We start from the raw sequence: 17,564 nt of genomic DNA, 5'->3' as shown, positions 1-17,564 counted from the left end.
GCCGACTGCTCAACAAGACCAGCGGCCCCCTCGGTATCCCATCGCCTGACAGGCGGGATCCGTGTTGTATTCGACGCTGATGCCCGCGTTCTCGACGACAGCCGCCGTTCCATCACCGCTGAACACGAGCGGCGAATCCAGAGTGAAGGGACTGGCCGCGACCAGATCCTCGTTGATCTGTTTCACCGTGTCGAAGTACTCCGCATACACAGGGAAGATCTCGGGCCATGGGCTGTCCAGGGCCGCGGATGTATGCAGCCCGATGAACTCTTTACACCGATCCAGATTGTTGTGGAGCAGATTCAACGAGGGCAGCTCGCCGGCCTGGTCAACGGTAGCGCCCGCACCTAGCGAGAAGCTCACCTCGAACTCCGGGGGCCGTCCAGGCTGGTTGGTCCCGGAGACCAGTTCCGCGTCCACCAGTACGGGGATGTCCCAGCGCACCGCCTTGGTCGGCGCATGGACGCCCTGCATCATCGGCACGTGGCACCAGGCCTGATACCCGTCGAGCACCATCAGCCCCGGAGTACGAGGCTTGCCGTCGCGGCCCGGCCAGGTGCCTCGCCACGCGCCCGTAGCCTCGACGCTCCCGTCATTCAGCAGGAAGATGGTGCCAGTGATCTCCCACACGCTGTGGCTGGTGTAGTTCCACGCCCCTTCCCCGTTGCCGCGCCAGCCGTGGGTCGTGATGATCTCTGGGAGATGAGCCACCTGGTCGAGCATGTCGGTGATCGGCTCGACGCCGTCGAAATCCAGGCGCACCGTGTACGGCGTCACCGCGGCGACGTCGTCGAGGCCCAGTTCGGTTGGATCGTCGATCAGACCCAGCCACGCCAGCACCGCGATGACATCGATCCTGCCCATCTCGTCCCGCCACTGCGGCAGCAGCGAACGGATGTGCGCGGGGGTCAGATCCGGACGCTCGGCGAGGACGATGGCCAGCAATCCGCTGATGAGTGGCGCCGCGAACGACGTGCCGCTTCCCACCGCGTATTTGCTGCTCGTGTCCTGACGATCTACGTCGGCGATCAGCATCTGGACCGCTGGGGCAAGCACATCCACGTCGGGCCGATCGGGCGAACATCTGTACACCTCACCGGACGGTCCATAGCCGCCGACGGAGATCACCGTGTCGAGTACCGCGGGCCACAGGTCCGCGTCGGTCGACCCGCCGCAGCCTTCACCGCCGCCGTTGTTCCCGGCGCCGGCGACCACGATCACACCTTTGCTCTCGGCGTAGTCCGTCGCCGCCGCCACGCCGTTGGGGCAGTTCGTCAGCCACAGGAGTGACTTGCATTCGAGCACCATCGAGATGTTGATGATGTCGACGCCGGCGTCCACGGCCGCGATGATGCCCCGCACCATGTCGGATTCACGTCCATCGCCGATGTTGACCGGGTAGATCTCGGCGCCAGGTGCGATCCCCGGTACAGCGCCGGCCGGCTGGCCGACGACAAGGGACGCCACGGCAGTCGCGTGAATCCCCGGATCGGAGACGCCGTTGTGCACTCCGTCGGAGGCGCTATCGGCCGGCTCATCGTCTGCCGAAGCACCGGCCAGGAGCCAGTAGTCCACATGGCGTCCGTCCCGCACCGCGCCCGCCAGCGATGGATGCCCCGCGTCCACCCCGATGGCCTCGATGGTTCCGACTAGGACGCCGGACCCGCGCGGCGCCCCGGGCAACACGTCATACCTCATCGCATCGGCGTACCACGTGGCAAGCGCGGACTCCGACGCCCCAGACGCGTTGCCCGCCGACGCGTCGACCGGCAGGTTCAACGACGCCGATATGACGCCCGAGCCCGGCTCCATCGCCTCCTCGATGATCCGCTCGGCCTCCTCAAGCGACTCGACCGGCACCACCTCCACCTCGGGTGACGAATCCTCCGTCGTTGGATCCCAGTCGTAGACAAGCACGACCTCGAGATCCTCCTCACTCAGCACGCTCTCCTCGTCAGGCTCGTCAGGCATGTCCACAACCACGACGAACGGTTCGGAGAACGCTCCGTCGTCCATGGCAGCGCTGACCGAGATCGCCCCATCAGGGCCGACGTGTTCGGGCAGAACCGTCAGCGCACATCTGTCCGCGCAGACCTCCGCTGGCACCTCGACGTCGTCGTCCGCACCACCGATGACATATCGGGTGGCATCGGTCACCGGGTCCCACGCCAGGCTCACCGCGCCGTCTACGAGTTCCGCGGTCACCTCCGTCATCTCGATGGACGGGTCCGCGACGGCTGGCCGAACCGACGAGTCGTCACCACCGCTCGACGAAGCGTCGCCGCCGCCGGTACACGACGTCAAGACGAACAGCGAACAGAAAACACCCACCACGCCGGCCCGAATGCGCCGGTCAGCCGAAACTCGCACAATCCTCGTCCCGTTTGTCCCTAACAGAGGGAGAAGAGCCTACGGCAGGACGATCGTGCGCCTACTCCCGGTGCGGTGCGGTCAACGCCTCGATTCGCGGCACGACGCAGATGCCCCTATCGGCCGCCATCAGCCCGTTGATCAAGTGCGCCCGACTCGCCTAATAGGGGGTGTAAGACGCACATGATCAAAGGATTGCCCTCTCCCACATGTGATTTCATCCTGGGGTGATGTCGCCGCTCAGTTCCCGGCTCAAGCACGCCAACCGGCGTGCCCGCGTCGCATGGGCGTTCTGGGACTGGGGCTCCCAGTCGTTCAACTCCATCATCCTGACCTTCGTCTTCACCGTTTACCTCACCGAGGCGGTAGCGGCGGATGCGGACACCGGTTCACGAGACCTGGGTATCGCCTTGACCGTAGCCGGGGCCATCGTGGCGGTACTCGCTCCAGTCACCGGACAGCGCAGCGACGCCAGTGGGCGGCGAAAGCTGTGGCTGGGGGTGCATAGTGCGTTGGTCATCGGCTGCATGGCAGCCATGTTCTTCGTGCGGCCCGACCCGTCGTATCTGCTGCTCGGGCTGGTACTCGTTGGCTTGGCCAGCATCTTCTCCGAGTTCGCCGGCGTCAACTACAACGCCATGCTGGTACAGGTGTCCACCCGGGAGACCATCGGCCGGGTCTCCGGCTTCGGTTGGGCGATGGGCTATTTCGGTGGATTAGCCGGACTCGTCGTCGTGTTGTTCGCGTTCGTCCAACCCGAGGTCGGCATATTCGGCGTGACCTCCGACGACGGCATGGACATTCGCGCCGTGGCAGTCTTCTGCGCAACCTGGTTCGCGGTGTTCGCCATTCCACTGTTCCTCTTCGTGCCGGAAGCACCGCCATCAGGAGATCCCACGCGGCGCAACATCCTGGCCAGCTATGCCTTGCTCGGCAAGCGGATCGCACGGATGTGGCGCACCGAGCGACGCACCCTGTGGTTCCTCGGCGCTAGCGCTATCTACCGCGACGGCCTCGCCGCGATCTTCACCTTCGCCGGTGTGATCGCCGCGGGCACGTTCGGTTTTACCTCGACAGAAGTCATCGTGTTCGCGGTGGCGGCCAACCTCGCGGCTGGCCTCGGCGCCTTGATCGGGGGCCGGGTGGATGATCGTCTCGGCCCGAAGACGGTCATTGTCGGCGGGCTGACGACGCTGGTGATCGCCGGCATCGCCATCGTCGCGGTGCCGGAGCCACCAATGTTCTGGGTGGGTGGGCTCGTCCTCGCGTCGCTGGTGGGCCCCATCCAGTCCGCGAGCCGCACGTTCCTGGCCCGGATCACCCCAAGCGGGCTGGAGGGCGAGGCCTTCGGGCTGTACGCGACCATGGGACGCGCGGTGAGTTTCACCGGACCACTCGCCTTCAGCGGCTTCATCGCGCTGTTCGGGACGCAGCGTGCCGGCATGGTTGGCATCCTGCTGGTGCTGATCCTGGGCTTGGTCGCGGTGTTGGGTGTCCGTCCGCCGGAGCGACCGTCCGGCGTTTCCGCGCCGGCCGCGCCCCGCTGAGATACGGCCGGAGGGCCTCGAGTTCCGCTCTTTCACATGCTGACCGATCACTCGCCCGTCAACTCTGCTGGGCGGTCCAGCTCAAGAGGTCCTGGACCGCCCAGGTGTTGACGATGTTCTCCAGCGGGACACCGCACGCAGCAGCCCGTTCGCATCCGTAGGGCTGCCAGTCGAGCTGACCGGGTGCGTGTGCGTCGGTGTTGACGGCAAACTGGCAGCCTGCCTCCACGGCCAGGCGCAGCAGCCGCTTCGGCGGGTCTAGCCGTTCCGGCCGGGAATTGATCTCCACGGCAACACCGAACCGCGCGCAGGCGGCGAACACCACCTCCGCGTCGAACGCCGACTCCGGCCGGGTGCCACGTCCGCCGGTGACCAGCCGGCCGGTGCAGTGCCCCAGGACGTCCACGTGCGGATTCGCGATCGCCGTCACCATTCGGCGAGTCATCTCCTCCTGCGGCATCCGCAGTTTGGAATGCACACTCGCGACGACGACGTCGAGCCGCCCCAGAAGGTCGTCGGACTGATCGAGACTGCCGTCCTCATTGATATCGACCTCGATGCCGGTGAGGACTCTGATGCCACCCGACCCCGCGTTCAGCTCGGCCAGCGCGTCGAGCTGCCGGCGTAGCCGCTCCGCGGACAATCCGTTCGCCACGGTGAGCCGGGGCGAGTGGTCGGTCAACGCGATGTACTCATGTCCGAGCGCCTGAGCCGCGGCCACCATGTCCGCGATCGGGCTGCCGCCGTCGGACCAGTCGGAGTGTGTGTGCAGATCGCCACGCAGAGCAGCACGGATCTCGGCGCCACCCTCCGCCACGGGCTGACCGCCGGTCGCCTCGAGCCGTCGTAGATACACCGGAGTTTCGCCACTGAGTGCCTCGGTGACGACTTCGGCGGTGACCTTGCCGATGCCCCGAAGCTCGGTCAGCGTGCCTGCTTGCACGCGCCCACGGAGTTCGTCGTCGCCGAGAGCGCTGATGGTCGCAGCGGCGTTGCGGAACGCGCGCACGCGGTACGTCGGCTCCCGGGCGCGCTCCAGCAAGTACGCGATGCGTTGCAGAGCCTCAACCACGCGTGCCTGGCCAGTCACAGTCCCATTGAACCAGCGGGTCGCAAGGGATGGTCCATGATCGAGCTCCACTTCAATACCGCCAGGTGGCGGAAACCGGCCCGGAACCCGGGTTGAACAACCTCCCGGTATCAAAGAGCGACATCCCTCGGGCTCGCCGTTCAGCAGGGCTGACATACGCTAGCTGATCCACCTATTGGTCAAGGAAGGTACTCGCGGGAGATGAAGAAGAACCTGATCTTCGATGCCGACGACACATTGTGGGAGAACAACGTCCTGTTCGAGAAGGCGACCGACGCTTTCATCGACTTTCTCGCGCATCCGAGCCTTGCCCGCGATGAGATACGCCATCGCCTGGAGGAGATCGAACGCGCGAACGTTCCCCGCTACGGCTACGGAGTCGACGCGTTCCAGCGCAGCTTGACCGATTGCCTGACCGCGCTGCGTCCCGGCGAGCCACCGAGCGCTGCTGACCTGGCCACCCTTGGCACGGTATGCGACCCGATCCGCGCCCACGCCGTGGAACTCATCGAGGGTGTGGTCGAGACGCTGCAAGAACTCTCAACCCGGCACCAGTTGTTCTTGCTGACCAAAGGTGATCACACACACCAGGCCGCAAAGATCGAGGCGTCCGGGCTGGCGGATCTGTTCGCCGATGCCGTCGTCGTCCCGGAGAAGGAAACGGCCGTATATCACGGCTTCGTCAGCGAACGAAGTCTGGACGCAACCGACACCTGGATGATCGGCAATTCACCGAAGTCCGACATCCAGCCCGCCCTTCAAGCCGGCCTGGGCGCCGTGCTGGTCCCCCACCCGATGACGTGGGCACTCGAATTCGCCGACGTCCCGCGCACCCACGAACGCTTCCGCGAAGTCACGCCGTTCACCGCGCTCGTCGAGTACTTCTGATCGCGGCGTCCGCTCGCGCCTTGTGTCCTGCGCCCCGAGCGCTCTGAGCCTCAGTCCGCAGGACACGACGCGGCCGGCGGCTATCTCATGTAGTAGGGCAGCGGAAGATCCTCAGCGATCACGTCGGCCCGCTCGCCGATGACGGAACCGTCCCGACCCACCTCTATCTCGCGCAGCTCCAGCCGGTGCTCGTCCCCTTCGACGGCGGCATCCACGACGTAGAGCGTCACCAGCCAGTTTTCCTCCGGCGCGGTCACGGCCCGTGGCGGCGTGATCTCGGTGCCGAACTGCTGCAGAATTTGCTGCCGCCGACGCTCGTCGTCGCCGTCTAGATCGGCACGGAATTCGATGTCCTCCGCGGCATGAACCACGTACACCAGCCGATCCTGGGGCCGGACCACCTCGGCGCGGGTGGTCACCAGGTCGATGACGCTGCCCTCGTCCGGAACGCCCGAACCGTCGGCGGCCACCAGCGCATCGAAGGCCTCCGTTGACCGGCTCACAACCGCCGCGTCCGTCCCGTTCCGGTGTCCGATGTACAGATGTGGCGGATGCGACACCTGCCAGGCGAGCACATTCACCAGCTCCCACTCCGTGAGGAAGGACACCTCCCGCAAGGTCAGCTCCGCTTCCTCGTCGTCCACCAGACCGGCGGCCGGCGCCTCACCGGCCGTTGTCAGCGCCCGGGCGAGCCCACCGCGCAGATCACCATCTTCAGAGGTGCAACCCAGGCCGCCGGCTGCTATGGCGACAACCACCAGCACACCGGCAGCGCCGCGCCGCACTACCCCGCGTCTGCCCACCGCGTCACTCATATGGCTTCGACGCCCCCGCGTACGGGCCGGTTTCGCCCGCATGGGCGGGTGCTTTCACGGTCGGCTCGGCCCGGAGCCCGCTATTGTCGCCGGGATCGAGTTTGACCTCAACCACGGTTGAGGCAGCAAACTTCCTCCCGGTTTCACCCCGCCACCTCACGAAAAGGACTCACCATGGCAGCACCCCGAGCGGCCCAGCAACGCAAAGCCGACACGTTGCGACGCCTCGAGAAGGGCGGAGACGCCTGGATTGCGACCGGCGACGAGAACGGCAACGCCCATCTCGTACCGCTCTCGTCGTACTGGGACGGATCGGCGCTGATCATCTACTCCCCCACCAAGAGCATCACCGCCCGCAACCTCCGCCGCGGCGGCCGCGTCCGGGCCGGGGTCGGCCCCACTCGCGACGTAACCATCATCGAAGGCCACGCCGAACTGCTGAGCGACGACGAGCGGACGAGCCTGGACGATGCCATCGTGCCGATCTACGAATGGGATGCGCGGCAGTCGCCGAACCACCAGATGTTCCGGATCGTCCCGCGGCGCATCCAGGCCTGGCGGGAGGAGAACGAAATCGAGGGACGCGACCTCATGCGCGACGGCCAGTGGCTGGTGTGACGACGCCGCGAGAGGCCTGGTGCGCCGAGCCGGTTTGATCGTCGATCACGAGGGCGCGTGCAACGGAGCACCGATGAGCGCACGGGCGATCTCCACGCGTGCGCTCTCCAACCTCGTCGCACCGTCCTCGATCTCCCAGAGGGAGTCCTGCAGGACTCGAGCGAGTGTCCAACCCGTCGCGCGCTCGCGGTCGAGACCCAGCATCTCCGTCATCAGATCGAAACGTCGCCGGACCGCACGTGCCACGGTGCCGGTCGCGACGATGTCGGGCCTCCAGGATGCCCGGGCACGCGAGCCCGGCGACTCCCTATTCGCGCGGGTTCTTAGTGGCTTGCCGTAGTCTCACGCTGGCGTGCCAACCGTCGTTCCTGATCCATCTCGGTCCATTCCTTCTGCAGTCCGGGCAGCGTCGTGGTGATCAGGTACGTGATGCCGCACACCACGAGCGCGGGCGACAGCCCCGCCAGGGCGATCAGCCCGCCACCGACGAGGCCGCCGAACGGGACGCCGGACCACGCGACCGCCACCACCATGGTTCGCACCCGCCCGTACATCTCCGGCGGCACCCGTTCGAACTGGATCGCACCGATGATCGGATTGAGGAACCCGCCACCGAGCCCGGCTATACCGTAGACGACCACCACCACCCACAGGGGCGCACCGAACGCGAGCACCAGGAATTTCGGCCCACCCGCGATGAGGAACCCGAGCAGGTATACCGGGCGGCGTCGCAGGCGGTGCGCCACCACGGCGGCGACCAGGCTCGACAGGATGGATGTCGCGCTCAATACTCCGACCACCAGGCCGACGACCTCCGGGCCATGCCCACTGCTCTGCGCCCAGACCGGCAACAGGACCGACATCCAGGCGGCATCCAGCAGATTGGTGACCGCCACCATGCCGGCGATCGAGCGCAGGAGCCGTTCTCGGCGCAGGAATCCCGCGCCGGCTCGAAGTCTGGCCAGGTAGGGCTCCGCTGGTTGATCGTCGGCCACCACCTGGTACCCACGCATGGTGACGGCGATGATCACCGCCCCGAGGCCGAAGAGCCCTGCCGTGATCACCAGCGCGTATGGTCCACCGAGCGCGGCGACGATGAGTCCGGCCATCGCCGGGCCGATGGTCGAGGCCAGCCGCTCGATGGTGCCGGTCAACCCGGTGCCGCGTTCGAGGGGCACCCGCGCCTGCTTGGTGACATGCGGGATGAACACGCCCTTGGACGCGTCGGCCGGCCCTCGAAACGCCCCGACGACGGCGACGAGCCCCAGCAACACGCCGAAGTGCAGCATGTCCACGGCGTACAGCAACGGGATCAGCCCCACGACCGCCATACTCACCAGATCTCCGGTGATGCTGATCCGCCGTGGTCCGACCCGATCGATGATCGGCCCCGACAACACCTGGGCGAGGACGTACGGCATCATCTCGACGAAGACCACCAGTCCGGTCTTCGCCGCGCTGCCGGTTGTGGAGAGAACGAACCATGGCAGCGCGATGGCGGACACCCGGGTGCCGGTCCACGAGACCGCCTGCGCCGCCAGGACACCGACGAGTCCGCTCCACCTGCGCTCAGCGGTCATCATGGCCCTTCATCAGTCTCGACGGCCACACCGGGGTCTGGGGCTCCGCCCAGTTCCAGACCAGGACTCAGGAAGCCCTGAATCTGCAGGTGATATGGCTCAGCTCCAGGCGGTGCGTCGGCGGAGGCGTCCTCGTGCGGGATACTCATCGCCCGGTACCGCGTGACTACCTCTCGCACATCGGCGAGCAGTTGTTTGGCCTCGTCCGACGTCAGTAACAGCGGATAGTCGGCAAAGCTGGCAGCGTCCTGCCATTCTGGCGGGAGCATCGGCCGCTCTTCGGCCGCCCGGTGCATCTTCTCCGCATAAATCTGTGCGATGGCCCGCAGGTACTCGACGCCCACGTCCTTCTCGTCGTCGGTCAGATCCGAGACCTGGAAGAAGCTCGAGCGGTGCACGGCGCGCCACCAGCGATCCCTGGCCGTCCCGCGTTCGACGTCTTCGACGATGAGCCCACCGGCGGCCAGTTGACGCAGGTGATAACTCGTCGCGCCTGAGTTGAGCCCAAGCTGTGCGGCCAGCGCAGTAGCCGTCGACGGACCGTGCAGGCGGAGAAGACCGAGAATCCGCAATCGCACCGGATGCGCGACGGCACGCAGGGAGCGGGAATCGAGGACGACGTCGCGGTCGGGATCGGGTGCGGCCGGCCATGGCGCCGGCGGATCTTCAGGCATAGAAGACACCCTAAACCGCAAACACTTCTTTGCAAAGAGTCGTTGGTGTTTCCTCAGTGTGTTACATCTCTTGATCATTGTGCTCGTTTAGGTGCCCTGGCACCTAAACGAGCACAATGATCAAGTCGGCCGGCGCACCGTTACGCGGTGGCAGCACCGACCCGATCAGCGCGCCGCGCGAGGATCACGACGGCCACTGTCGCCGCCGCGGCAAACCCACCCAGGGCCAGGCAGACCACCTGTAAGGCATCGGTGAACGCTGCCCCGGCGAGGCGGCCGCCGCTCAGCCCCGCCAGTATCGCGCCGACCGCTGCCAGCACGACGGTCTCTGTAGCCAGCCGAGCCGTGTTGAACAGACCCGCGGCCGAGCCCACCTGTTCGGATCGGACGCTCGAGACCGCCAGCCCATCGAGGACACCTGTCGAGAGCCCGACCCCGACACCGGTCAGCACCAACGGTACGAGCACCTGCCAGGCGGAACTGTCCTCGCCGATCGTGCTCAACAGCAGCGTGCCGGCTCCGCTCACCGCCACGGACCCGGCGACCAGAACCGCTGGCCTACGCCTCGCAATGGCCGCCCCCACCGGCGGGAAGAGCACCGTCGGCGCGGTGAGCATGAGCATCCAGATGCCTGCCTGCCCGGCGTCGAGCCCGATCACCGAGATCAAGTACGACGGAAGATAGACCAAGAGGGGCACCAGAATGGCCATGAGGGTCCCGGCTGCCACCGCAACCGATCCGAAACGGGCATTGGCCAGCAGGCCGAGATCGAACATCGGGTCCGCGCAACGACGTTCGACGCTGACGAATGCCACCCCCATGACGATCACTACAGCGACGCCGCCCAGCACGGCAGGGCTGGTGACCCCCAGGTCTCCCGCTCTGACCACCATGAAGATGAGCAGCAACAACGACGGCGTGAACAGCACGGCGCCCAGCCAGTCCACTCTCCTGCCGCGAGCACCGGCGGCGCGGGGAAGCACCGGCGTCAGCACCAGCACGACGCCCGCGACCACGGCGGGCAGGGCAAATACCGATCGCCACCCCCAGGTGTCGACCAGCAAGCCACCGAGGGTCGGCCCGAAGGCCAGCCCGCCGCCGAGCATGGTGCCCAGCAAGCCGAACGCGCGGGCCCGCGCCGGGCCGTGGAACGTCGCCGTCAAGATCGGCGCCCCACAAGTGACGGCGGCGGCCGCGCCGATCCCGGCAACGGCACGGGCGATGTTCAACACGAGGATGTCGCCGGCCAACGCGCTGATCACGCTGCCGGCGAAGAAGAGGGTCACTCCCCAGGAGAAGACCCGGCGCCGGCCGTGTACATCGGCCAGCGAGCCGGCGAGCACCAGGAAGCTGGCAAAACACGCGTTGTAGCCGTTGACGACCCACTGGACGGACCCCAGCCCGGATCCAAGATCGGTCTGGATACCGGGCAGGGCGACCGACGCGCCGGTGATCGTCAACGGAAACGTCAACGACGACAGCAAAACGATGAGAAGAACAAGGACAGGTCGGTGGGATACTCCGGAGCCGGATGCAGGCCGGCCGGAGTCAATGAGGTTAGGCAAGAAGTGCTCCGCGGTTCACAGGCGGAGCCGGGGCAGCTCAGTCAGGCCGCACCGGCCCCGAATCATCAGGGACCCTGATGCGGCGAAGCGTGATCAGAGAAGGGACACGCCGCCGCTAGCGACGGCGTGTTCTAACCGCTTTAGGCACGTCGAGGACCATACCGGGCGACGCGCGACGAGGCCAGCCTTTTTCTCGCCAAGGCGGGGCGCCGCACATCGACGGCGCTTCGAGGACGTGGTCTCGGCCCGCGCTAACGACGCGCGACGATCCACCGCGCCCTTGGCATGTGGTTCCACTGCCCCGCGGGAGCTGCGGCGAGGAATGTCTCGCGCATGGCGCCCATGAACTCATCTCCTTCGGCGAGCGCAACCGAGCGGAGGGGACCTCCGCTGGTCATCGCCGTCCAGAACGCCTCGGCATGCTCGTGGCTCATCGGGAACGACAGGTACTCGTCTCGCTCTATTGTCACCCCGGCCCCGGCCAGGACGTTGCCGAGCTGAGCTTGCCAAGCATCGTCGGCTAACGGACGATGAGCCGCCAGCACTTGGCTGAGCAGCGCGAAGGGCCCGTCGCTTTCCACCTCGGTGGGCCAGAAGACCACTGAAAGGCACCCTCCCGGGCGCAACGCCTGGGCCCAGTCGGCCAGGGCGGCAGCGGGATCGGGAAGCTGCTGCAGCCCGAAGACCGAGACGACGCCCGCGCACGCGTCGGTCCATTCCGGCCCGAGGGTGGCAGCGTTGCCCTCCACCACCCAGACGTTCCACGACCCAGCGGCGCGCGCACGCGCAATCTGAACCATCCCGGCTGACAGGTCTACGCCGAATATCTCCCGGTCAGGGAAACCCGCCTGCAGGGCAGGTAGCTCCGGAAAAGTACCGCAACACGGCACCAGGATCTGCCCCGGAGGCAACGGCTGCCCGGTCACGGCCCCAACGGCCTGGTCCACCCACGGCGCGAAACGGGGCACGAAGTAACGCTCGTACTCCTCCGCAGCCTCATCCCACGCTCGCGCCAACAACGTCAATCGCTCTGTAGCACCGCCCATCGGCCGCAATTTATCAAGGACCCGCGCCGATCACGAGCCCGTGTCCGTGATCGTTGTCATCACAAAGACTGACGCCATGATGGTCTCTGTGGATGATCCCCGCGCGGGTTCGCGTCGATAGTGTCATCATGTCTCTGGGATGTACCGGCCATGAGGAGCACCGATGCCCGCCAGCCGTCTCGGCGCGCGTATTCTCGCGTGTACCGCTGTCACCGGCCTCGCCGTCGCTTCCGCGACCCCGGCTTCCTTCGCCGCGCCGGTCCCCGGCATTGCACCGCCACCGTCGTTCAGCCCGGTCGCTACCACCACGCAGGTCGACGCGCCGGTACCCGAGCTGGATTGGGACACCTGCGACGACGATGAGGACGAGACCGATTCGGGCGAGCTCGCCGGCTTCCTGTGCGCCACCGCCGAGGTCCCTACGGACTACAACGATCCGCACGGATCAACCACCACCATCCACCTCACCAAGCTGCCTGCCACAGGCGCCAAGACTCGGATCGGCACCCTGTTCACCAACCCGGGTGGTCCGGGAGACTCCGGCGTCGATTTCGTTCACCAGGTTGGGCGCAACGTCTACACCGAGGACGTGCGTGCGCACTTCGACATCCTCGGCTTCGATCCCCGAGCCGTGGGCCGCTCGGACCCGGCAACGTGTTATCCAACCCAGGACGACGAAGCCGCGGCTCTGGCAACCCAGCTGCACTTCCCCGCCAACGACGCCGACGAGCGGACCTATGTCCGCGACACGATCCGGATGGCCACGCTGTGCCGGATGACATCCCGCGAGCGGTTCGAGCACTCGTCGACCGCCAACGTCGCCCGCGACATGGACCTGCTGCGCCAGGCTCTCGGCGAAGACCAGCTCACGTATGTGGGCTATTCCTACGGGTCGTATCTCGGCGCGACATACGCCCGGCTTTTCCCCGAACGCGTCCGGGCACTTGCGGTCGACGGCACCATCGTTCCCGAGGACTATGCCGGACGCCCCGGCGCTGAAGACAGATCCACCCCTGAGCGGATGGGGCAGGGCGCGGGGGCGGCCGAGGCGTTCGCGGAATTCCTCCGGCTGTGCACCGAAGCCGGCTCGCAGAACTGCGCCCTAGCGGGTCTCGGCGATCCGGAGACCGTCGTCGAGGACACATTCACACGGCTCAAGTCCACGCCGATCGACATGGAACTGCCCGGCGTCGGCCCCGTCGAATTCACTTATCCGGCTGTCGTGGCCCAGACCTATACCAGTCTTTACCACCCCGGCTCGTGGTCGCAGCTGGCCGATCTCATCGCTCAGCTGGCCGCAGGCGACACCGAGCTGACCGGCGAGGCCGCTTCGCTGGTCGAACAGTCGACGCACGGCGCACCGCAGCGGCAGCGGCGCGGCGAGGACTACCCGTCAGTAGGCGGCACCCTCGCCTCTGGCTGCGTCGACACCGGCACCACCGGCGATCCGCGCGGCTTCGCCGAGCGAGCCGACGCCGCCGATGAGGAAGCCCCCCACTTCGGCCGCTACCGGGCCTGGCTCGCCCTGGCATGTGAATACCTGCGGGTGACCGACGACGACGCCTACCTCGGACCGTGGGATCAACAGGTCGAGGCGCCGGTGCTGGTGATCGGCACCCGGTTCGATCCCGCGACGCCTTACGCCGGCACCCAGCCGTACGCCGACCATTTCCGCAACTCCCGGGTGCTGACCGTCGAGGGCTGGGGACACACCACGCTGGGTAAGAGCAGCTGTGCCGACGGCGTGCTCGCCCGTTATCTCGTCGATCTCACCGTGCCCGATCACGGGGCCACCTGCCATCAGGACGTCCAGCCGTTCGGCATGAAATCCACCTACGACGACGGCTGGCATGGCCCCGACGACGGCTGGCTCTCATCACGGGACGGCTGGCACGGCCCGGCTCACGACTCGCCGCCCGCCACCGGGCAATGACCGCACGGCAACGCCCCTTGGTATGAACTCTTCGGCATACTGCGGGGATGACGTCTATCCTCGACGCGGCTCACACTCTTGCCGACCGCACCATTGCCTTCCGCCGTAGACTCCACCAGCATCCAGAGCTCGGCCTGGACCTCCCCATCACCAAGCAGGCGGTACTCGACGAGATCGCGGATCTTGGTCTGAAGCTTCGATTGTCGGAGTCCACATCGGCAGTGGTCGCCGAGTTGGACGGCGCCCATGACGGACCCACGCTGATCCTGCGGGGTGACATGGACGCACTTCCCCTCCAGGAAGACACCGGCCTGCCGTTCGCCTCTCAGATCCCCGGAACCATGCATGCCTGCGGACATGACACCCACGTCGCGATGCTCGCGGGTGCGGCTCGGCTGCTGGCCGGCCGACGCGACGAGATCGCCGGGCGTGTCCTGTTGTTCTTCCAGCCGGGCGAGGAGGGCCACCACGGTGCCCGGCACGCACTGGACGAGGGACTGCTCGACGACCCGGACGTCGCCGGCGCCTTCGCGCTGCACATCATCAGCACCTTCGCCTCCGGGACCATCCACGTGCGCCCGGGACCAACCCTCGCCTCGGCGGACGACTTCAGGGTGGTGCTCACCGGCCGCGGCGGGCACGCCTCGGCCCCGCACAAAGCCAACGACCCCATCCCCGCGGCCTGTGAAATCGTCACGTCGTTGCAGGTAGTGCTGAGTCGCCGGACCGATACGTTCGATCCTGCCGTGCTGACCGTGGGTCAGATCACGGCAGGTACCACGAGTAATGTCATCCCGGCCAGCGCTGAACTCCACGGGACCATCCGGGCGTTGTCCGAAGAGACCAGGGCCGATGTCCATGAGCGCCTACGCACGGTTGCCAACGGAATCGCGGCAGCTCACGAGCTCACGGCCGAGGTCGAGATCACTCCCGGCTACCCGGTGACGGTCAACGACCCCGCCTTCGCCGATTCCGTGGAGGCAACAGCGCAAGATCTGCTCGGCGAGGCGAACGTCGCACGCATCGAGAACCCCTTGATGGGTGCCGAGGATTTCTCCTATGTGCTGGCACGGTATCCGGGCGCGATGGCGTTCCTGGGCGCCTGCCCACCAGACGTCGATCCCGAACGGGTCGCCCCGAACCACTCCAACCTGGTGGTGTTCGACGAGGCGGCACTGGCCAACGGGGTGGCTATGTACGCGGCCGTGGCCCTGGACCGGCTCCGCCCGGGTACAACGTCCTGAAGCACTCCTCACTCAGGATGCTCGCGCGACGCGTACCCGGGCGAGGGGGTCACGTCCTGTTCCGGTAGAGCCGCATGGTGAGCGGTCCGAAGACAGCCACGACGGCCAGCGAGACCAACAAGACACCACCGACCTGAGCGGTGGTGGCCGTTCCGTGCATCAGGCCACGGACCGTATCAACCAGCAGGCTGACCGGGTTGACCTCGACGAACGCGCGTAGCCAGCCGGGCATCGTCGCGGGGTCGACGAACACGTTGCTGGCGAAGGTCAACGGGAACTGGACCAGGAAGCTGATCATCGTCACCGAGGCAGGCGTGCGCAGCAGCAGCCCGAGGGTGGCCCAGACCCAGGACAGCCCGAAGGCGAAGACCAGCAGTACGCCGACCGCCGCGGCCACCCCGGCCGGCCCGCCGTCGGGCCGGAAGCCGATCACGAGGCCGAGACCGATCACCAGAGTCGCGGCCAGCACGTTGCGCGCGGCGTCGCTGACCAGTCCCCCGACGATCAGGCCCGGGCGCCAGATCGGCATCGAACGGAACCGGTCGAGCACACCCTTGGAGATGTCGGTGTTGATATTGACACCGGCATAGACGGTGATGAGCAGCACGGCGAAGACCATGGTGCCGGGGAGCAGGAACTGAACGTAGTCGCTCGGCGAGCCGGCCAGCGCGCCGCCGAACAGGTAGGTGAACATCACCGTGAACATGATCGGAATCATGATCGCGTCCGCCATTTGCTCTGGCACGTGTTTGATCTTGAGCAGGGCTCGATCGGCGAAGACCAATGACACCGCGAGCGCACCGGGACGTCGCGGGCGGGCGGGTGCCGAGATCGCCGCTGAAATGGACCCGCTTGCCAGTCCGGGGTGATCGGTGGTGAGTGGTGGGCTGCTCACGCGGCCTCCTTGGTGTCAGAGTCCGTCTCCGCGCGGTGCCCGGTCAGTGCCAGGAACACCTCGTCGAGGCTCGGCTCGGCAAGCGCGAACGTGGTGACCTCGATTTCCGCCCTGAGCAGTTCGGCCAGGGCGTGGGACACCCGGCCCGGATCCTCCACGCGCCCGACGAGCGCCGACTCGTCGGCTTCGGCTCGAACCGGGCTGTTGAGAGCTGTGGTCAGCAGCTGTTGCGCCTCGAGGCGCCGGTCCGGATCGAGCAGCCGCACACTCAGCCTGCCCGAGCCGGCCGAGGCTTTGAGTTCACCCGGTGTTCCGTCGGCGATGACGCGTCCGTGGTCGATGACGGCGATCCGGTCGGCCAGCCGGTCGGCTTCGTCGAGATACTGAGTGGTCAACAGCACCGTGGTGCCGTGGCTGACAAGCTCGCGCACCACGTCCCACACCTGATTTCGGCTGCGCGGGTCGAGCCCGGTGGTGGGCTCGTCGAGAAACAGCAGATCAGGACGGACCACCAGGCTGGCTGCGATGTCGAGCCGTCGTCGCATGCCGCCGGAGTATGTCTTGACGACCCGGCCGGCCGCGTCCTCCAAACCGAACGCGAGGAGCAACTCGCTCGATCGCGCGCGGGCAGCCGGCCGGGGGAAGCCGAGCAGGCGGGCCAGGATGGTGAGGTTCTCCGCGCCGGTCAGGTCGTCATCGACGGAGGCGAACTGGCCGGTGAGGCTGACCCGCGACCTCACCGCTTCTGCCTCCCGGACCACGTCGTGGCCGAACACTCGCGCCTGGCCTCCGTCGGGGCGCAGAAGAGTAGCCAGCATCCGGATGGTGGTGGTCTTTCCGGCGCCGTTCGGGCCGAGGAACCCGTAAACCGTCCCCGCCGGCACCGTCAAGTCCACGCCATCCACCGCCCGTGTTGCGCCGAACGCTCTGGTGAGGCCGCTGGCCTCCACCGCCGGACTCATCGCGCGTCCACCACCTCGGCCTGTTCGGCCTCGGCGTCCGAGACCAGCTCGAAGGCCGCAGGCACCGCGGGGATCGTGGCCGCGCCACCCAAGGCAGCCTGAACGTGCTCGGCGGATTCCCACAGCCAGGTGTCGACCCAGGTGCGTTCGTCGACCCTGGCCAGACGTGCCTGGACGAGACCTGGGAAGGCCTGCCGAAGAGTATCGATCATCACCGCTCGTCGCCGGAGGAACTCATCGACCACCTCTGGATCGACCTGGAATCGCGTGGTTCTGACAACAGCCATCACTAGATCCTTTCTCTAGAGTTGTACTCTAGTGTTGGGCTCTAGAGATA

At 66.8% G+C, this 17,564-nt stretch carries 15 protein-coding genes and 1 pseudogene; 5 read left to right on the top strand and 11 right to left on the bottom strand.

Annotation, left to right across the window (positions count from 1 at the left end; translation table 11 throughout):
* Positions 1-9 precede the first annotated feature (9 nt).
* Positions 10-2,370 (bottom strand): S8 family serine peptidase, encoded by a 2,361-nt coding sequence (locus F7O44_RS07220; protein WP_162449561.1) that lies wholly within the window; start codon positions 2,368-2,370, stop codon positions 10-12.
* A 230-nt stretch (positions 2,371-2,600) separates the two neighbouring features.
* Here F7O44_RS07220 and F7O44_RS07215 point away from each other — a divergent pair, with 230 nt between their 5' ends.
* A complete protein-coding gene (locus F7O44_RS07215; protein WP_162449560.1) occupies positions 2,601-3,917 on the top strand; it encodes an MFS transporter in 1,317 nt (438 codons plus the stop codon).
* Positions 3,918-3,975: 58 nt separating this feature from the next.
* Here F7O44_RS07215 and F7O44_RS07210 read toward each other — a convergent pair whose 3' ends face one another.
* Positions 3,976-5,007, bottom strand: a complete 1,032-nt coding sequence (locus F7O44_RS07210; protein WP_222851153.1) for a PHP domain-containing protein — start codon at positions 5,005-5,007, stop codon at positions 3,976-3,978.
* Between the two features lie 201 nt (positions 5,008-5,208).
* On the opposite strand from F7O44_RS07210, the gene F7O44_RS07205 reads away from it, so the two are divergent.
* Positions 5,209-5,895 carry an HAD family hydrolase gene (locus F7O44_RS07205; protein ID WP_162449558.1) on the top strand — a complete coding sequence of 229 codons (687 nt, stop codon included), beginning with the start codon at positions 5,209-5,211 and terminating at the stop codon, positions 5,893-5,895.
* Positions 5,896-5,975: 80 nt separating this feature from the next.
* Here F7O44_RS07205 and F7O44_RS07200 read toward each other — a convergent pair whose 3' ends face one another.
* The gene (locus F7O44_RS07200; RefSeq protein ID WP_162449557.1) at positions 5,976-6,710 is read right to left on the bottom strand and encodes a hypothetical protein; all 735 of its coding nucleotides are present in this window, start codon (positions 6,708-6,710) and stop codon (positions 5,976-5,978) included.
* A gap of 174 nt (positions 6,711-6,884) precedes the next feature.
* On the opposite strand from F7O44_RS07200, the gene F7O44_RS07195 reads away from it, so the two are divergent.
* The gene (locus F7O44_RS07195) at positions 6,885-7,328 is read left to right on the top strand and encodes a pyridoxamine 5'-phosphate oxidase family protein (protein ID WP_162449556.1); all 444 of its coding nucleotides are present in this window, start codon (positions 6,885-6,887) and stop codon (positions 7,326-7,328) included.
* A gap of 45 nt (positions 7,329-7,373) precedes the next feature.
* Here F7O44_RS07195 and F7O44_RS07190 read toward each other — a convergent pair.
* The 5 genes and pseudogenes from F7O44_RS07190 to F7O44_RS07170 all read right to left on the bottom strand — a co-directional run.
* Positions 7,374-7,595, bottom strand: a pseudogene (locus F7O44_RS07190) (hydroxyurea phosphotransferase); the annotation flags it as partial.
* Between the two features lie 56 nt (positions 7,596-7,651).
* Positions 7,652-8,908, bottom strand: coding sequence for an MFS transporter (locus tag F7O44_RS07185; protein ID WP_162449554.1), 1,257 nt, complete (start codon positions 8,906-8,908; stop codon positions 7,652-7,654).
* Positions 8,908-9,582, bottom strand: coding sequence for a winged helix-turn-helix domain-containing protein (locus tag F7O44_RS07180; RefSeq protein WP_162449553.1), 675 nt, complete (start codon positions 9,580-9,582; stop codon positions 8,908-8,910). Before F7O44_RS07180 ends, F7O44_RS07185 begins: the two co-directional genes overlap by 1 nt.
* 140 nt (positions 9,583-9,722) lie before the next feature.
* Entirely contained in the window at positions 9,723-11,054 is a 1,332-nt protein-coding gene (locus tag F7O44_RS07175) for an MFS transporter (protein ID WP_222851152.1), read from the bottom strand.
* Between the two features lie 344 nt (positions 11,055-11,398).
* Positions 11,399-12,193 carry a class I SAM-dependent methyltransferase gene (locus F7O44_RS07170; RefSeq protein ID WP_162449552.1) on the bottom strand — a complete coding sequence of 265 codons (795 nt, stop codon included), beginning with the start codon at positions 12,191-12,193 and terminating at the stop codon, positions 11,399-11,401.
* A 163-nt stretch (positions 12,194-12,356) separates the two neighbouring features.
* Here F7O44_RS07170 and F7O44_RS07165 point away from each other — a divergent pair, with 163 nt between their 5' ends.
* Both F7O44_RS07165 and F7O44_RS07160 read left to right on the top strand, forming a co-directional pair.
* Complete coding sequence (locus tag F7O44_RS07165) at positions 12,357-14,126, top strand: alpha/beta hydrolase (protein WP_162449551.1); 1,770 nt, start codon at positions 12,357-12,359, stop codon at positions 14,124-14,126.
* Between the two features lie 47 nt (positions 14,127-14,173).
* Positions 14,174-15,370, top strand: a complete 1,197-nt coding sequence (locus F7O44_RS07160; protein ID WP_162449550.1) for a M20 metallopeptidase family protein — start codon at positions 14,174-14,176, stop codon at positions 15,368-15,370.
* A 49-nt stretch (positions 15,371-15,419) separates the two neighbouring features.
* Here F7O44_RS07160 and F7O44_RS07155 read toward each other — a convergent pair whose 3' ends face one another.
* From F7O44_RS07155 to F7O44_RS07145, 3 genes are read right to left on the bottom strand one after another with little or no spacing between them, the layout of a single operon-like run.
* Positions 15,420-16,265, bottom strand: coding sequence for an ABC transporter permease (locus F7O44_RS07155; RefSeq protein ID WP_162449549.1), 846 nt, complete (start codon positions 16,263-16,265; stop codon positions 15,420-15,422).
* Positions 16,262-17,227 carry an ATP-binding cassette domain-containing protein gene (locus F7O44_RS07150; RefSeq protein ID WP_162449548.1) on the bottom strand — a complete coding sequence of 322 codons (966 nt, stop codon included), beginning with the start codon at positions 17,225-17,227 and terminating at the stop codon, positions 16,262-16,264. The genes F7O44_RS07155 and F7O44_RS07150 overlap by 4 nt, the downstream gene beginning before the upstream one ends.
* Positions 17,224-17,514 carry an antibiotic biosynthesis monooxygenase gene (locus tag F7O44_RS07145; RefSeq protein WP_162449547.1) on the bottom strand — a complete coding sequence of 97 codons (291 nt, stop codon included), beginning with the start codon at positions 17,512-17,514 and terminating at the stop codon, positions 17,224-17,226. Before F7O44_RS07145 ends, F7O44_RS07150 begins: the two co-directional genes overlap by 4 nt.
* Between the last annotated feature and the right edge of the window lie 50 nt (positions 17,515-17,564).

The organism is Phytoactinopolyspora mesophila, assembly GCF_010122465.1.
GTDB classification, from domain to species: domain Bacteria; phylum Actinomycetota; class Actinomycetes; order Jiangellales; family Jiangellaceae; genus Phytoactinopolyspora; species Phytoactinopolyspora mesophila.
The sequence above is the reverse complement of the archived record's forward strand: the minus strand, read 5'-3'. Positions and strand labels throughout refer to the sequence as shown.

Excerpts from the sequence above, each read along its gene's own strand:
- F7O44_RS07215 (WP_162449560.1), top strand. The coding sequence starts at position 2,601 with ATGTCGCCGCTCAGTTCCCGGCTCAAGCACGCCAACCGGCGTGCCCGC.
- F7O44_RS07205 (WP_162449558.1), top strand. The coding sequence starts at position 5,209 with ATGAAGAAGAACCTGATCTTCGATGCCGACGACACATTGTGGGAGAAC.
- F7O44_RS07200 (WP_162449557.1), bottom strand. The coding sequence starts at position 6,710 with ATGAGTGACGCGGTGGGCAGACGCGGGGTAGTGCGGCGCGGCGCTGCC.
- F7O44_RS07195 (WP_162449556.1), top strand. The coding sequence starts at position 6,885 with ATGGCAGCACCCCGAGCGGCCCAGCAACGCAAAGCCGACACGTTGCGA.
- F7O44_RS07185 (WP_162449554.1), bottom strand. The coding sequence starts at position 8,908 with ATGACCGCTGAGCGCAGGTGGAGCGGACTCGTCGGTGTCCTGGCGGCG.
- F7O44_RS07180 (WP_162449553.1), bottom strand. The coding sequence starts at position 9,582 with ATGCCTGAAGATCCGCCGGCGCCATGGCCGGCCGCACCCGATCCCGAC.
- F7O44_RS07170 (WP_162449552.1), bottom strand. The coding sequence starts at position 12,193 with ATGGGCGGTGCTACAGAGCGATTGACGTTGTTGGCGCGAGCGTGGGAT.
- F7O44_RS07165 (WP_162449551.1), top strand. The coding sequence starts at position 12,357 with ATGCCCGCCAGCCGTCTCGGCGCGCGTATTCTCGCGTGTACCGCTGTC.
- F7O44_RS07160 (WP_162449550.1), top strand. The coding sequence starts at position 14,174 with ATGACGTCTATCCTCGACGCGGCTCACACTCTTGCCGACCGCACCATT.
- F7O44_RS07150 (WP_162449548.1), bottom strand. The coding sequence starts at position 17,227 with ATGAGTCCGGCGGTGGAGGCCAGCGGCCTCACCAGAGCGTTCGGCGCA.
- F7O44_RS07145 (WP_162449547.1), bottom strand. The coding sequence starts at position 17,514 with ATGGCTGTTGTCAGAACCACGCGATTCCAGGTCGATCCAGAGGTGGTC.